This is a genomic window from Pseudomonas sp. GW822-FHT04C11 (genome assembly GCF_058800905.1).
On record NZ_JBXAMS010000017.1, the window covers coordinates 149986 to 164423 of the forward strand.

The window sequence follows — 14438 nt, forward strand, 5'->3', positions numbered from 1 at the left end:
ATTTAGCCGCAGGTGCCAACGGGGCGCCGCGGCCTGTTCTGAGGAGTACGCATGGCTGTCTACAACTACGACGTGGTGGTGTTGGGTTCCGGCCCGGCGGGAGAAGGCGCGGCAATGAACGCCGCCAAAGCAGGGCGCAAAGTGGCGATGGTCGATAGTCGTCGCCAGGTCGGCGGCAACTGCACCCACCTTGGCACTATCCCGTCCAAGGCCTTGCGTCACTCGGTCCGGCAGATCATGCAGTTCAACACCAACCCGATGTTCCGGGCCATTGGTGAGCCGCGCTGGTTCTCGTTTCCGGACGTACTGAAAAGCGCCGAAAAAGTCATTGCCAAACAAGTCGCCTCGCGCACCGGTTACTACGCGCGCAATCGGGTCGACCTGTTCTTCGGCACCGGCAGCTTCGCTGACGAGCAAACCATCGAAGTGGTCTGCGCCAACGGCGTGGTCGAAAAACTGGTGGCCAAGCACATCATCATCGCTACCGGCTCGCGTCCGTATCGCCCGGCCGATATCGATTTTCACCACCCGCGTATCTACGATAGCGACACTATCCTCAGCCTCGGCCACACCCCGCGTAAACTCATCGTTTACGGCGCCGGCGTGATTGGTTGCGAATACGCCTCGATCTTCAGTGGTCTGGGCGTGCTGGTCGAGTTGGTGGATAACCGCGGTCAGCTGCTGAGTTTCCTCGACTCGGAAATCTCCCAGGCGCTGAGCTACCACTTCAGCAACAACAACATCACCGTGCGTCATAACGAAGATTACGATCGCGTTGAAGGCGTGGACAACGGGGTGATCCTGCACCTCAAGTCCGGCAAGAAGATCAAGGCCGACGCCTTGCTCTGGTGCAACGGCCGTACCGGTAATACCGATGCGTTGGGTCTGGAAAACATCGGCGTGAAGGTCAACAGCCGTGGCCAGATCGAAGTTGACCAGAACTATCGCACCTGCATCCAGAACATCTACGGCGCAGGCGACGTGATTGGCTGGCCGAGCCTGGCCAGTGCCGCCCATGACCAGGGTCGTTCGGCCGCTGGCAGCATCGTTGATAACAACAGCTGGCGTTTCGTCAACGACGTACCGACCGGGATCTACACCATTCCGGAGATCAGCTCGATCGGCAAGAACGAGCAAGAGCTGACCCAGGCCAAAGTGCCGTACGAAGTCGGCAAGGCGTTCTTCAAGGGCATGGCGCGTGCGCAGATTGCCGGCGAGCCGCAAGGCATGCTGAAGATCCTGTTCCACCGCGAGACACTGGAAGTGCTCGGCGTGCATTGCTTCGGTTACCAGGCATCGGAGATCGTCCACATCGGTCAGGCGATCATGAACCAGCCGGGTGAACAGAACACGTTGAAGTACTTCGTCAACACCACGTTCAACTACCCGACCATGGCCGAAGCCTATCGGGTAGCGGCCTACGACGGCCTCAACCGGCTTTTTTGAGCGGCTCCGGCCGGTGGCCTGAGCCGGCCGGGGAGACCGATTTCAGCAATTCTCGAGCGTGGCGCTGGCCAAACCGGGAAAGTCTGTAATCAGGCTGTCAACGCCGAAATCAGCGAGCCTGCGCATCAGCGCAGGTTCGTTGACTGTCCATACCGACACATGCAGACCTTGTCGCTGCGCCTTCTGCAGGCGTTCCGGCGTACACAGGGTCCAGTTCAGCGCCAGAATCTCACAGCCATAACTTTGCGCGACCTTCAGCGGATCGAGCCAGGCGTATTCGGCGACCAGTCCACGCGACACATCCGGCACCAGATCGACTGCGGCCTTCAGCACTTCGCGCGAACTCGAGGTGATGGTGACCTTGTCCAGCAAGCCAAAGCGTTGCGCCATTTCGCGGATCGCCAACACCGTCGTCGCCGCGCGCATACGCGACGCGCTCTTGACCTCTAACTGCCAGTGCTCGAAATCGCACTTTTCGAACAGCTCTTCCAGCCGTGGAATCGGGCATGGCTTGATCCAGCCCGGACCACCCTTGCGCGCATCGTAGGTCACCAGTTCTGCCGCCGTATGCTCGACCACCTTGCCGCGACGCTCGGTGGTGCGCTTGAGCGTCGGGTCGTGGATGACCATCAACTCGCCGTCCATGGACAGGTGCAGGTCCAGTTCGCAACGGCGTACGCCGTGCTTGAGGCATTCCTGGAAACTGCTCAGGGTGTTTTCCGGTGCTTCGCCTTTGGCGCCGCGGTGGCCGTAGATTAGGGTCACGGGTCTTCCTTAATTAATTGCCTGATTCGTTTTGCTCGCGTGCCAGGCGTCGCTCATGCGCCTGTTTCTGCAAGATATAGCGGGCCAGCAGCTGTCGTTGCGCATCGGTCAGGGCTTCGAATTCGGTGCCAATCTCGAAGGTGCCGAAGCTTTCCGGTTCACAGTGAGTAACCTTGGCCCGCAACAGCAGGCCCAGTGCTTGCGGCATCAACAACAGCTTGATCGCCAGATGGCTGCCGGTCGGGTAGGCGAGGTGGTGCTCGAACTCGATGCCGCCTTCCGACAGCACCACGTGCTGCGGCTCACCGAACTTGCCGAGCACGGTGTGTGCCACGACCTGGCTCAGCAGGTCGATGCGCTTGTTCATGACCTTCAGATAGTTGGCGGTGTTTCGATCCCGCTCACTGATCTGGCGCAGCAAGTGCTGCGACTCGAATTCGCTCAGGTGCAGTTCGCTGAGCAGGTTGAACAGCGGGGAAGCATCCTGCAACACTTCCTGACCTGCCGCTTCGAGGGCAGACAGGGGCCGAATTTCCAGTGCGATCGTGTCCTCGATACGGTAGTATTCGCGGCGATCTTCTTCATCTAATGTCGACATGGCGAACCCATGGTAGCGGCGGTGGTCTGAGTGTAAAGCTGGTTATCGACCCCCGCCACAAGGACGTTCCTTTTCCCTCCGAACAAGCCCCGACATGTTCAGACCTCTCTTCGTATTTATCGGCACGCGTTATACCCGTGCAAAACGTCGCAATCATTTTGTGTCGTTCATTTCCCTGACTTCGATGATCGGACTCGCCCTCGGCGTGGTCGTGATGATCGTGGTGCTGTCGGTGATGAACGGCTTCGATCATGAGATGCGCACCCGCGTGCTGGGCATGGTGCCCCACGCGACCATCGAGTCCGGTGAGCCCATCAGCGACTGGCAAAGCCTGGCCGCCAAGGTCCAGCAGAACCCGCAGGTGGTGGCGGTTGCGCCGTTCACCCAGATGCAGGGTTTGCTGACCAACAACGGCCAGGTGCAGAAAGTCCTGCTCAATGCCGTCGACCCGGATCAGGAGCGCAAAGTCTCGATCATCGACAACTTCATGACGCAGGGCAAACTCGACGACCTGTCGCCGGGCAGCTTCGGCATCGTGATCGGTGACAAGGCCGCGACCAAGCTCGGCGTGGGTCTTGGCGACAAGCTGACCTTCGTCGCCCCGGAAGTCACCGTGACCCCGGCCGGGATGTTCCCGCGGATGAAGCGCTTCACCGTGGTCGGCATTTTCCATGTCGGCGCCGGTGAGCTGGACGGCTACCTGGGGCTGACCAATCTGGATGACCTGGCACGCCTGCATCGCTGGAAGCCGGATCAGGTCCAGGGCTTGCGACTGAAGTTCGACGATTTGTTCCAGGCACCTCGCACCGCTTGGAACATTGCGCAAAACCTGGATGGAGACCATTACTACGCCCGTGACTGGACCCGCACCCACGGCAACCTGTATCAGGCGATCCGCATGGAAAAAGCCATGATCGGCCTGCTGTTGCTGCTGATCGTTGCGGTGGCCGCGTTCAACATCATTTCGACGCTGGTGATGGTGGTGAACGACAAGAAGGGCGATATCGCGATCCTGCGGACCCTTGGTTCTACGCCGGGCCAGATCATGGCGATCTTCATGGTTCAGGGCACGGTGATCGGTGTGGTCGGCACGGCAATCGGCGCCGTGGTCGGCATGTTCGCCGCACTGAATGTCAGCGCCGCGATTTCCGCCCTCGAAGGCCTGATCGGGCACAAATTCCTTAACGCCGACGTGTACTTCATCGACTACCTGCCGTCGCAACTGATGGCTGAAGACGTGTTGATGGTCTGCGGCGCGGCGTTGGTCCTGAGTTTCCTCGCCACCCTTTATCCAGCCTGGCGTGCTGCGCGCACCCAGCCTGCGGAGGCGCTACGTTATGAGTGATTTGGGTATGAGTACGAAAGCAGTCTTGAGTTGCCGCGACCTGGGTAAAGCCTACGAGGAAGGCCCGGAATCGGTGGTGGTGTTGTCCGGTTTGCAGCTGGAGCTGCATCCGGGTGAGCGCGTGGCGATTGTCGGCACCTCCGGTTCCGGTAAAAGTACCTTGCTCAACCTGCTTGGCGGCCTTGATACGCCGACCAAAGGCAGTGTCTGGCTGGCTGGTGAAGAGCTGTCGGCGCTCAACGAAAAGGCCCGCGGCCTGTTGCGTAACCGCTCGCTGGGCTTCGTTTACCAGTTTCACCACTTGCTGCCCGAGTTCACCGCGCTGGAAAACGTCTGCATGCCGCTGTTGATCGGCCGCACCGCGATCCCGGAAGCCCGTCAGCGCGCCACGGCCTTGCTGGAGCGGGTAGGGCTGGGCCATCGTCTGGAGCACAAACCGGCCGAACTGTCTGGTGGCGAGCGTCAGCGCGTGGCCATCGCCCGCGCGTTGGTGAACAAGCCAGGGCTGGTGATGCTCGATGAGCCAACCGGTAACCTCGACTCCCATACCGCCCAGGGCATTCAGGACTTGATGCTGGAACTCAGCACGTCGATGCGCACCGCGTTCCTGGTGGTGACTCACGACATGAACCTGGCTCGCCAGATGGATCGCGTCCTGCACCTGCAGGAAGGTCGCCTCACTCCCATCTGATTGGCCGAAACCCGGCACGACTGAAAAGCGTGTCGGGTCTTTTATTTTTATACGGTGCCCCAGCGAATGTTCAGACCGTTATCGATCTTTATCGGCACGCGCTATACCCGCGCCAAGCGCCGCAATCGCTTTGTTTCGTTTATCTCGATGACCTCGATGATCGGCCTCGCCCTGGGCGTGCTGGCGATGATCGTGGTGTTGTCGGTGATGAACGGCTTCCAGCGCGAAATGAGCTCGCGCATCCTCGGCATGGTCCCCCACGCGACCATCGTTGGCGTCAAGCCGATCGATGATTGGCAGCCTGTCGCGGCCGCAGCCATGAAAAACCCTGAAGTGACGGCCGCCGTGCCGTTCACCGAGATGGAAGGCATGCTGTCGTACAAGGGCTCGATGCAGCCGATCCAGATCAGCGGCGTTGATCCGGCACAGGAAGGCAAAGTCTCCATCGTCGCCCAGCACATCGTGCAGGGACGTCTGGACGACTTGAAGCCGGGCGAGTTCGGGGTGGTGGTCGGTGAAATCACTGCACGCCGCTTCCGCTTGAACGTCGGCGACAAAATCACCCTGATCGTGCCGGAAGTCAGCACCGCACCGGGTGGTATCACCCCGCGCATGCAGCGGCTGAACGTGGTTGGCGTGTTCAAGGTCGGTGCCGAACTCGACGGCTCGATGGCGCTGATCCACGTTGCCGATGCAGCGCAAATGCAGCATTGGCAACCGAATCAGGTGCAAAGCGTGCGCCTGGCGGTGAAAGACCTGTACGCCGCCCCCAAGGTCTCGTCAGACATTGCAGGCGGGCTGGGAGTCGACTTCAAGGCCGATGACTGGACCCACACTCAAGGCAGCCTGTTCAGCGCCATGAAGATGGAAAAAACCATGATCGGCCTGTTGCTGCTGATGATCGTGGCGGTCGCTGCATTCAACATCATCGCCACCTTGATCATGGTGGTGAACGACAAAGGCGCGGACATCGCGATCCTGCGGACCATCGGCGCCACACCTCGGCAGATCATGGCGATCTTCATGGTTCAGGGCACGGTGATCGGTGTCGTCGGCACGCTGATTGGCGGCGTCCTCGGGGTGATCGCGGCGTTGAACGTGAGTGAGATGGTCGGTTGGCTGGAGCGCGTGACTGGCCAGCATATCTTCAGCTCCGACGTGTACTTCGTCAGCAACTTGCCATCGGAACTGCAGGGCGGTGACGTGCTGCTGATCTGCTCGGCGGGCTTCATCATGAGCTTCCTGGCCACGGTATACCCGGCCTGGCGCGCCGCGAAGATCGAACCGGCGACTGCGTTGCGCTATTCGTAAGTCCAGACACCGCACCTGATCGTTCCCCCGCGTGGGAACGATCAGGTTCCGGCTGGCCTCAAACCCCCTTCGGCAACTGCATCAAAAACCGTGTCCACCCCTGGCCTGATTCGCAACGAATCGTCCCGCCATGAGCGCGGATGATCGACTGAGTGATCGCCAGCCCCAACCCTGCATGCTCGCTACTGCCTTCATGGCGCGCCGGGTCTGCGCGGTAGAACCGGTCAAACAATCGCGGCAACAGTTCTTCAGAAATCCCCTCTCCGCTGTTTTCAACACTCAGGCTCAAGCCCTTTGGTTCATCGACAATCCGCACTTGAACCTCACCGTTTGGCGGGGTGAAGCGCAGCGCGTTGTCCAGCAGATTGGAGAGGGCGCGGCGCAACATGCTGCGGTCGCCATTGAGGCTGGCGTCGCCGAGACGGGTCAGCTTGACTCGTGCGTCTTCGGCCAATGGTGCGTAAAACTCCAGCAACAGATCCACTTCCTCGGCCAGTTGCAGCGGTTCGCGTTTTGGCGTCAGCAAGCCGTGATCGGCCTTGGCCAGATACAGCATGTCGTTGACCAGCTGCGCCATCCATTGCAGTTCTTCGAGGTTGCTGTGCAGCGCCTCGCGGTAATCTTCCAGGTCGCGCGGGCGGGTGAGGGTGACCTGAGTGTGGGTCAGCAGGTTCGACAACGGCGTGCGCAGTTCGTGGGCGATGTCGGCGGAGAAGGCTGACAGACGCTGGAACGAGTCGTCGAGACGGCCGAGCATGGCGTTAAACGTGTGAGCCAGATTGGCGAGCTCGGCGGGCATTTGATCTTCGGGCAGGCGCTGGGTCAGCGAGCTGGCGGACACCCCGGCGGCCACTTCACTCATGCGCCGCAACGGCCGCAAACCACTGCGCGCCGCCCACGCGCCGAGCAGCGCGGTGGCCAGCGCCGACAGGCCGACGGTCAGCCAGATCAAATGCTGCATGCGCTGCAAAAAGTGCTGATGGTGAGTGATGTCGAGCATCAGAATCAGCTGCGCGGAATCGGTCTTGCCCGGCTCCAGCGCGGCGCTGTAGACCCGATACGCCGTGTCGGCGCTGTGCAAGCTGTGAAGACCGGAGCGGGTTGGCAAGTCGTCGGGGAGGTTTGCGGCACTGTCGAACCACACGTGACCATCGGCGCCGCGCACCCGCAATGCCAGGTCCGGCTGATGACTCATTTCATCCTGCAGTCCGGCTTTTCGTTCGGCGAACAACCGCGGGTCGTCGGCGCCGGCCAAGACGCTGCGCAGGGCGATCAGCTTGCCGTCGAGCAATTGCTGGTCGAGTTCAATGAAGTGCGTCTCGCTGGCGCGGCTGAACAGCACACCAGCGAACAATGAAACCACCGCCGTACAGGCGGCAAACAGCAAGGCCAGACGGCCGCTCAGGGACAGGCGGCGCATCAGGCGGGACGCTCTTCAAGCACGTAGCCCATGCCGCGTACGGTATGAATCAACTTGTTCGGGAAGTCGTCGTCGATCTTCAGGCGCAGGCGGCGGATCGCCACTTCAATGACATTAGTGTCACTGTCGAAATTCATGTCCCAGACCTGCGAAGCGATCAGCGATTTGGGCAGCACTTCGCCCTGGCGGCGCAAGAGCAGTTCCAGCAGGGCGAATTCCTTGGCAGTCAGGTCGACGCGCTGGCCGCTGCGCTCGACCCGGCGGCGAATCAGGTCCAGCCGCAAGTCGGCCAGTTGCAGACTGGTTTCTTGCGGTGCCGCGCTGCCACGACGTAACAGGCTACGCACGCGGGCCAGCAGTTCGGAAAAGGCGAAAGGCTTGACCAGATAATCGTCGGCGCCCAGTTCCAGGCCATGAACCCGATCTTCCACGGCATCGCGGGCGGTGAGAAACAGCACCGGGATGTCCAGGCCGGCGTTACGTACCGCTTGCAGAATCTGCCAGCCGTCACGGCCGGGGAGCATCACGTCGAGAATCAGCAAGGCGTAATCTCCGGTCAGCGCGAGGTGCAGGCCGGTGTTGCCGTCGGCCATCAGTTCGACGTTGAAGCCGGCCTCGGTCAGGCCTTGGCGCAAGTAGTGGCCGGTTTTCGGTTGGTCTTCGACGATCAGCAATTTCATGGGTAGCTCGAGGTCAATGGAACAGGTGCGTTATACCGTGGCGGGCGGCGATGCAGTGCAACCTTACAAAGTTGTAATCTGGCCGTCAGCTGGCTGGCAGTGGCGCAGTAGTAGAGTTTCCCATCGGCTGAACCTTCTCTTGTTGGAGTGTGATCATGTTTTTGCGTCATCGATTGGTACTTGCCGGCTGCTTGTTGGCGTTGAGCTTTCCGGTGTGGGCGTCGCCGGCACAGACCTACAACTTCGGCACGCCGGCCCCGGCGGCGAAGGCTACGCGCAGCGTCGAAATCGTCATGAGCGATATGTCGTTCACGCCCAAGACGCTGGACATCAAAGCCGGTGAGACGGTGCGCTTTGTACTGATCAATAAAGGCCAGTTACTGCACGAGTTCAACCTGGGCGATGCGGCGATGCATGCTGCGCATCAACAGGAAATGCTGAAAATGCAACAGGGCGGCATGCTCACCCCGACCATGATGAAAAGCGCTTCCATGGACCACGGCTCGATGGCGGGCATGGATCACAACTCGATGCCAGACATGGATCACGGCGCAAGCATGAAGCACGATGATCCGAACAGCGTGCTGATTGAACCGGGCAAAACCACCGAATTGACCTGGACCTTCAAGAAAGCCAGCAATCTGGAGTTCGCCTGCAATATTCCCGGCCACTATCAGGCAGGTATGGTCGGCAAATTGACTGTCAGTCAGTAAGCACTCAAAGGCGGGAGCAAAGGCTGGTAGAATCCGCTGATTCTTTAGTCAGGTTTCCGCCATGCATCCCGCAGCCGAACATTCGCCGCTGGGCAAATCCAGCGAATACATCGCCACGTACACGCCGTCCTTGCTGTTCCCGATCCCGCGCACCGCGAAATGGGCCGAGCTGGGCCTGACGGCGCAAACCCTGCCGTACAAGGGCGTGGATTTCTGGAACTGCTTTGAACTGTCCTGGCTGCTGCCATCGGGCAAGCCGGTGGTGGCCATTGGCGAATTCAGTATCCCGGCGGACTCGCCGAACATCATCGAGTCGAAGTCGTTCAAGTTGTACCTGAACTCGCTGAACCAGACACCGTTCGCCGATACCCAAAGCCTTGAAGCCACGCTGGTGAATGACCTTTCGGCCGCCGCGGGCAAGCCGGTGGGCGTGCGTATTCGCAGCTTGAACGAGGTCGAGGCTGAAGGCGTTGTAGCGCTGCCTGGCGTGTGCATCGATGATCTGGATATCAGCGTCAGCAACTACGAGCATCCGCGCCCGGAACTGCTGCGTTGCGACGATTCGCGCATCGTTGAAGAAAGCGTGCACAGCCATCTGCTCAAATCCAATTGCCCGGTCACCAGCCAGCCGGACTGGGGCAGTGTCGCGGTCGAGTACCGTGGCGCGGCGCTGGATCACGCCAGTCTGCTGGCTTATCTGGTGAGTTTCCGTCAGCACTCGGACTTCCACGAGCAGTGCGTAGAACGGATCTTCCTCGACCTGCAACGCTTGCTGAAACCGGAAAAACTGACCGTGTATGCGCGTTACGTGCGTCGCGGCGGGCTGGATATCAACCCGTATCGCAGCACTGAAGAAGTGCAACTGCCGAACCTGCGGTTGGTGCGTCAGTAACAATATTTGGCTTCGACACGGACTGTAGCAGCTGGCGAAGCCTGCGTTCGGCTGCGAAGCAGTCGTGAAATTGAACACCGTAATCTTTCAGAACTACCGAGTACGCTGGATTTACGGCCGCTGCGCAGCCGAACGCAGGCTTCGCCAGCTGCTACAAGGAATGTGAGTAGTTTTAAGTTCGGTGTTTTGTCCGCACAAATGAAAAAGCCCCGCTATCGCTAGCGGGGCTTTTTTGCATTCGCAGGGTCAGATTCCGATGTTGCCCAGGGTCTGCACGATGTTGCGCAACACGGTGGCCAGCGCCGGGTGGTCCACTTCAAAACGCTCCACGGCAAGGTTGACGCCGTCCGCCAGGCTGCTGTCCTGCGTCGCGGTTTCGAGTTTGATCTGCGCCTCAATCTTCTGCATCAGTTCTTGCAGGTGTTCACGTTCTTCCAGCGTGAGCGGTGGGTTCTGCTCCAGTTGCTCGCGCAGGGCGTTGAGCTGTTCTTGCAGTTCGCGGGCAGGCATGGCGTTCTTCCTTTTATCGATAGGCACTGGCATAGACCGCAGCGATGGGCCAAAGGTCTGCATCTGGCCTTTAGATTAATCCACTGGCGAGCGAAGTGCATGATCTTGATCAAGAACGGCCGATCAGGGCTTTTCACCCTTGTGTCGGCGCAGGCCGATGTCTGACAGGCAGGTGTCGAGTTCACCCAGGTGATCGATCACCGAGTGTACGCCAAGGCCGAACAGTTGCACGGTCGCCTTGCCGCGCTTGAGCTCGCGTTCCTGCTGACTCAAGGCTTGCCACTCACTGGGTGTCATCCCGCAAAGCGAGCCGCAGGACGCCAGGCCGATGGTCCAGAGCCCGGCGTTGAGACCTGATTGCAGCAAGCGCGGTTCGCCGCTGACCAGCACGCAACCGTCCAGGCGATCGATGTTCAGCGCCATCAAGGCTTGCCAGCACGCATCGGGGGACGGCCATTGCCCCACGTTCAGCGTGTGCGGGCTGGCGGTGATCCAGTCCGGCAGAGAAGTGGCCAGCGCGAGACTTTGCGCGTGCGGCAACTCGTCGAGCCAGGCACACGGAATGCCTTGAAGTTGCAGACGGTTCAGCGCTTCCAGGGCGCCCGGTGTCAGGTGCGCTCGTTCAGCGGTGTCGTTGTTGTTCTGACGGCTGCGGGCGCCGAAATCCACCAGACAGCCGCTGAGACCGAAGAGCACGGCGGTCGGGTTGGGAATGCTCTGGGGGAGGGATTGGGCGTGGGGCATTTCTACGTCCCTGAAATAATCTCGGAGATTAGGGATGCCCCGTGACAGTTGAGTGACATCGGGATGAAGCGGCCACACCAAGACCGGTTCACGGGTGACTGCCTAAAAATACTTATCCACCTTATACTAGCGCGCTTATCGCCCGGGTATTGAGGCCCGCGCCAGTACGGTCCAAGGAGTTTTTTGCTATGCGCTGGAGCAATCGTCTAGCTCGACTATGTATGTGTGCCAGTGTGTTGCTGGTTCCGTTCGCTGCCCAGGCGGCGTCGGAAGATGACCCTTGGGAAAGCATTAACCGTCCGATCTACAAGTTCAACGATGTACTGGACACCTACGCTTTGAAGCCGATTGCTCAGGGCTATCAGTTCATTACGCCGACGTTTCTCTCGGACGGCATTCACAACATGTTCCGCAACATCGGTGACGTCGGCAACCTGGCCAACGACATCCTGCAGGCCAAGCCACGCGCCGCTGGCGTCGATACGGCTCGCGTGCTGATGAACACCACCATCGGCCTGGCCGGGTTCTTCGATGTGGGCACCAAAATGGGCCTGCAACGTAATGACGAAGACTTTGGCCAGACCCTTGGCCACTGGGGCGTGCCTAGCGGTCCTTACGTGATGCTGCCGTTCTTCGGCCCGAGCACGGTGCGTGATGCACCGTCCATATACGTCGATACCTACGCCAAACCCTACCGCTACATGAACGACATTCCGGCGCGCAATATGGCGCTTGGCATGAGCGTGATCGACACCCGTGCCAGCCTGTTGTCGAGCGAGAAGCTGATCACCGGCGACAAATACATCTTCATTCGCAACGCTTACCTGCAGAACCGCGAATTCAAGGTCAAAGACGGCAAGGTGGAAGACGATTTTTAAATCGTCACCCACGCAACAACAAGAAGGCGGCCATTTGGCCGCCTTCTTTGTTTGAGTTCGTGCTCAATTCATTTTCAGGATTGTAAGCCCAAGTTTCTGACCGCCAGCGTCCTGTTGAGCCACCCAGACCACTTCGGTCTCGGCTTCCAGGCCCTTGAGCGCGGCATGCTCGGAATCGATGCGTACGTTCAGCGTGTCGCCCACCTGGAACGAACGGGCAGCCTGAACCTGCATACCGCTGCTGGAAAGGTCGATACAGACGGCTGGAATCAAATCGCCAGCGTGAATCAATGTGACATCCGCATCGACCCGCATGCGGATGTAGTCGCGCTTTTCACTGTAGTCACGATCGCTTTGGCTCATGGGCTCGATCCTTCCTTTGTGTTGCGGTTTTGGCTGTTCTTATAACTCCCGGTGATTTGCGATGTAAAGACGCCTGATGACCATCGGCGTGAGCTTGAAACGCCTCGCGGATGGGAGTACCGTCTGCGCCTTAGAAGGGCACCTCTGATGAACACGCTTGTAGGGCAAATGCTCGAAAGCGGTGCGACAGAGAGGCTAGAAAGCGAATCCAGTAGTGTGTGCCGGGCCGAATGCCCTGCCAGCTACGCCAACCTAATTCTGGCGCCGTTTGCCCACATGCAAAAAACCAGTGCCACGCTGCTGATAATCGATGACGACGAAGTAGTACGCGCGAGTCTCGCGGCCTATTTGGAAGACAGTGGGTTCAGCGTCCTTCAGGCCAGCAATGGCCAGCAGGGGCTTCAGGTCTTCAAGAAAAACCAACCCGATCTGGTGATCTGCGATCTGCGCATGCCGCAGATGGGCGGGCTTGAACTCATTCGTCAGGTCACCGACCTTTCGCCGCAAACGCCGGTGATCGTGGTGTCGGGTGCCGGTGTGATGAACGACGCCGTCGAGGCCTTGCGCCTGGGCGCCGCGGACTACCTGATCAAGCCGCTGGAAGATCTGGCCGTACTCGAGCACTCCGTGCGCCGGGCTCTGGATCGTGCGCGCCTGCTGCTGGAAAACCAGCGCTATCGGGTAAAACTCGAAACCGCCAACCGCGAGCTCGAAGCCAGCCTGAACCTGTTGCAGGAAGACCAGAACGCCGGGCGCCAGGTGCAGATGAACATGTTGCCGGTCAGTCCCTGGGCGATCGACGAGTTCAAGTTCGCGCACCAGATCATCCCGTCTCTGTACCTGTCGGGCGACTTCGTTGACTACTTTCGGGTCGACGAGCGCCGGGTAGCCTTCTACCTGGCGGACGTTTCAGGCCATGGCGCTTCATCGGCATTCGTGACCGTGCTGCTGAAATTCATGACCACGCGCTTGCTGTTCGAATCCAAGCGCAACGGCACCTTGCCGGAATTCACCCCTTCAGAGGTCCTTGGTCATATCAACCGAGGGCTGATCAGCTGTAAGCTGGGCAAACATGTCACGATGGTCGGTGGAGTCATCGACGAGGAGACGGGTTTGTTGACCTATAGCATCGGCGGACACCTGCCGTTGCCAGTGTTGTACACGCCAGACAGTGTGAGTTATCTCGAAGGGCGCGGCCTGCCGGTGGGCTTGTTCAATGAAGCCACCTACGAAGACCACGTTATCGAGCTGCCACCGACGTTCAGCCTGACGCTGATGTCCGATGGCATTCTGGACCTTTTGCCAGAACCTACACTCAAAGAGAAAGAGGCTGCCTTACCTGAACGGGTAAGAACGGCGGGCGGCAGCCTGGATGGCTTGCGGCAGGTTTTTGGATTGGCCACGCTAGGGGAGATGCCGGATGATATCGCCCTGTTGGTGTTGAGCAGGAATCTTTAATGAGTACCGGTAGAATCCAGTTCGCCGAGCAGGACGGCACCTTCGTCCTGAAGTTCGTCGGTGAAGTTCGCCTGACCCTGTGTTCGGCGTTGGATGCGACTATTGAGCGGATCTTCAGCGCGTTGAATTTCAACGCGATCGTGATCGATCTGACCGAAACCCGCAGTATCGACAGCACCACCCTGGGCCTGCTGGCCAAGCTGTCGATCATGTCGCGGCAAAAGGTCGGCCTGCTGCCGACCGTCGTCACCACCCACGAAGACATCACGCGGCTGCTGGAGTCCATGGGCTTCGAGCAGGTGTTCAACATCGTTGACCGGCCGATTCCATGCCCGGAATGCCTGACTGACCTGCCTGACCAGGATCAGTCCGAAGAAGTGGTGCGGATCAAGGTGCTGGAAGCGCACAAGATCCTCATGGGCCTGAACGACTCCAACCGCGAAGCATTCCATGACTTGGTGAACGCCCTGGAGCGTCACTGAGGCAAGGCTGGACCTGTGGCGAGGGAGCTTGCTCCCATTGGGTTGCGAAGCAGCCCTAAAATCAGTGTCTAGTCCTGAAATAGGTTTACACCTGTTTCACTTCAACGCCCGATGCACCGCATCGGGCGTTTTGTATTTCAAA

16 protein-coding genes are annotated in these 14438 nt (G+C 59.6%); 9 read left to right on the top strand and 7 right to left on the bottom strand.

Translation table 11 applies throughout. From position 1 onward, the window contains the following. Positions 1–51 precede the first annotated feature (51 nt). Positions 52–1446 carry a Si-specific NAD(P)(+) transhydrogenase gene (sthA, locus tag AC1RJ3_RS24125; protein WP_054593173.1) on the top strand — a complete coding sequence of 465 codons (1395 nt, stop codon included), beginning with the start codon at positions 52–54 and terminating at the stop codon, positions 1444–1446. Between the two features lie 42 nt (positions 1447–1488). Here the strand turns inward: sthA and AC1RJ3_RS24130 are convergent, their stop codons facing one another. After that, complete coding sequence (locus AC1RJ3_RS24130) at positions 1489–2211, bottom strand: glycerophosphodiester phosphodiesterase (protein WP_054593172.1); 723 nt, start codon at positions 2209–2211, stop codon at positions 1489–1491. 13 nt (positions 2212–2224) lie between these two features. Then, complete coding sequence (locus AC1RJ3_RS24135; protein ID WP_054593171.1) at positions 2225–2809, bottom strand: PilZ domain-containing protein; 585 nt, start codon at positions 2807–2809, stop codon at positions 2225–2227. Between the two features lie 94 nt (positions 2810–2903). Between AC1RJ3_RS24135 and AC1RJ3_RS24140 the strand changes: the two genes are divergently transcribed. From AC1RJ3_RS24140 to AC1RJ3_RS24150, 3 genes are all read left to right on the top strand, one after another. Continuing rightward, entirely contained in the window at positions 2904–4154 is a 1251-nt protein-coding gene (locus AC1RJ3_RS24140) for a lipoprotein-releasing ABC transporter permease subunit (protein ID WP_054593170.1), read from the top strand. 7 nt (positions 4155–4161) lie between these two features. Continuing rightward, entirely contained in the window at positions 4162–4845 is a 684-nt protein-coding gene (gene lolD, locus AC1RJ3_RS24145) for a lipoprotein-releasing ABC transporter ATP-binding protein LolD (protein WP_173859959.1), read from the top strand. Positions 4846–4911: 66 nt separating this feature from the next. Beyond that, on the top strand, positions 4912–6156 hold the full coding sequence (locus tag AC1RJ3_RS24150) for a lipoprotein-releasing ABC transporter permease subunit (protein ID WP_493080891.1): 1245 nt from the start codon (positions 4912–4914) through the stop codon (positions 6154–6156). A gap of 58 nt (positions 6157–6214) precedes the next feature. Here the strand turns inward: AC1RJ3_RS24150 and AC1RJ3_RS24155 are convergent, their stop codons facing one another. After that, positions 6215–7576, bottom strand: coding sequence for a heavy metal sensor histidine kinase (locus AC1RJ3_RS24155; RefSeq protein ID WP_347929460.1), 1362 nt, complete (start codon positions 7574–7576; stop codon positions 6215–6217). Continuing rightward, positions 7576–8256 carry a heavy metal response regulator transcription factor gene (locus AC1RJ3_RS24160; RefSeq protein WP_493080893.1) on the bottom strand — a complete coding sequence of 227 codons (681 nt, stop codon included), beginning with the start codon at positions 8254–8256 and terminating at the stop codon, positions 7576–7578. The genes AC1RJ3_RS24155 and AC1RJ3_RS24160 overlap by 1 nt, the downstream gene beginning before the upstream one ends. Before the next feature lie 155 nt (positions 8257–8411). Here AC1RJ3_RS24160 and copI point away from each other — a divergent pair, with 155 nt between their 5' ends. After that, the gene (copI, locus tag AC1RJ3_RS24165; protein ID WP_493080895.1) at positions 8412–8969 is read left to right on the top strand and encodes a copper-resistant cuproprotein CopI; all 558 of its coding nucleotides are present in this window, start codon (positions 8412–8414) and stop codon (positions 8967–8969) included. A 61-nt stretch (positions 8970–9030) separates the two neighbouring features. Next, positions 9031–9861, top strand: coding sequence for an NADPH-dependent 7-cyano-7-deazaguanine reductase QueF (gene queF / locus AC1RJ3_RS24170; RefSeq protein WP_493080897.1), 831 nt, complete (start codon positions 9031–9033; stop codon positions 9859–9861). A 246-nt stretch (positions 9862–10107) separates the two neighbouring features. Here queF and AC1RJ3_RS24175 read toward each other — a convergent pair whose 3' ends face one another. Continuing rightward, positions 10108–10371 carry a DUF4404 family protein gene (locus AC1RJ3_RS24175; RefSeq protein ID WP_054593163.1) on the bottom strand — a complete coding sequence of 88 codons (264 nt, stop codon included), beginning with the start codon at positions 10369–10371 and terminating at the stop codon, positions 10108–10110. Positions 10372–10494: 123 nt separating this feature from the next. Next, positions 10495–11115, bottom strand: a complete 621-nt coding sequence (gene pcrP, locus AC1RJ3_RS24180; protein ID WP_493080899.1) for an HAD superfamily inactivated hydrolase PcrP — start codon at positions 11113–11115, stop codon at positions 10495–10497. Between the two features lie 188 nt (positions 11116–11303). Here pcrP and AC1RJ3_RS24185 point away from each other — a divergent pair, with 188 nt between their 5' ends. Then, positions 11304–11993: an MlaA family lipoprotein gene (locus tag AC1RJ3_RS24185; RefSeq protein WP_054593161.1), complete on the top strand. Its 690-nt coding sequence runs from the start codon at positions 11304–11306 to the stop codon at positions 11991–11993. Between the two features lie 63 nt (positions 11994–12056). Here the strand turns inward: AC1RJ3_RS24185 and AC1RJ3_RS24190 are convergent, their stop codons facing one another. After that, on the bottom strand, positions 12057–12356 hold the full coding sequence (locus AC1RJ3_RS24190) for a PilZ domain-containing protein (protein ID WP_103315314.1): 300 nt from the start codon (positions 12354–12356) through the stop codon (positions 12057–12059). Positions 12357–12632: 276 nt separating this feature from the next. Between AC1RJ3_RS24190 and rssB the strand changes: the two genes are divergently transcribed. Next, a complete protein-coding gene (rssB, locus tag AC1RJ3_RS24195; RefSeq protein WP_347930013.1) occupies positions 12633–13814 on the top strand; it encodes a two-component system response regulator RssB in 1182 nt (393 codons plus the stop codon). Beyond that, positions 13814–14296, top strand: coding sequence for an anti-sigma factor antagonist RssC (gene rssC / locus AC1RJ3_RS24200; protein WP_054593158.1), 483 nt, complete (start codon positions 13814–13816; stop codon positions 14294–14296). The genes rssB and rssC overlap by 1 nt, the downstream gene beginning before the upstream one ends. Positions 14297–14438: the final 142 nt, after the last annotated feature.

Coding starts and splice junctions, on each gene's coding strand:
- AC1RJ3_RS24185 (WP_054593161.1), top strand. CDS start 11,304: ATGCGCTGGAGCAATCGTCTAGCTCGACTATGTATGTGTGCCAGTGTG.
- AC1RJ3_RS24140 (WP_054593170.1), top strand. CDS start 2,904: ATGTTCAGACCTCTCTTCGTATTTATCGGCACGCGTTATACCCGTGCA.
- AC1RJ3_RS24155 (WP_347929460.1), bottom strand. CDS start 7,576: ATGCGCCGCCTGTCCCTGAGCGGCCGTCTGGCCTTGCTGTTTGCCGCC.
- AC1RJ3_RS24150 (WP_493080891.1), top strand. CDS start 4,912: ATGTTCAGACCGTTATCGATCTTTATCGGCACGCGCTATACCCGCGCC.
- AC1RJ3_RS24160 (WP_493080893.1), bottom strand. CDS start 8,256: ATGAAATTGCTGATCGTCGAAGACCAACCGAAAACCGGCCACTACTTG.
- queF (WP_493080897.1), top strand. CDS start 9,031: ATGCATCCCGCAGCCGAACATTCGCCGCTGGGCAAATCCAGCGAATAC.
- rssC (WP_054593158.1), top strand. CDS start 13,814: ATGAGTACCGGTAGAATCCAGTTCGCCGAGCAGGACGGCACCTTCGTC.
- copI (WP_493080895.1), top strand. CDS start 8,412: ATGTTTTTGCGTCATCGATTGGTACTTGCCGGCTGCTTGTTGGCGTTG.
- AC1RJ3_RS24175 (WP_054593163.1), bottom strand. CDS start 10,371: ATGCCTGCCCGCGAACTGCAAGAACAGCTCAACGCCCTGCGCGAGCAA.
- AC1RJ3_RS24135 (WP_054593171.1), bottom strand. CDS start 2,809: ATGTCGACATTAGATGAAGAAGATCGCCGCGAATACTACCGTATCGAG.
- pcrP (WP_493080899.1), bottom strand. CDS start 11,115: ATGCCCCACGCCCAATCCCTCCCCCAGAGCATTCCCAACCCGACCGCC.
- lolD (WP_173859959.1), top strand. CDS start 4,162: ATGAGTACGAAAGCAGTCTTGAGTTGCCGCGACCTGGGTAAAGCCTAC.
- rssB (WP_347930013.1), top strand. CDS start 12,633: ATGCAAAAAACCAGTGCCACGCTGCTGATAATCGATGACGACGAAGTA.
- AC1RJ3_RS24190 (WP_103315314.1), bottom strand. CDS start 12,356: ATGAGCCAAAGCGATCGTGACTACAGTGAAAAGCGCGACTACATCCGC.
- sthA (WP_054593173.1), top strand. CDS start 52: ATGGCTGTCTACAACTACGACGTGGTGGTGTTGGGTTCCGGCCCGGCG.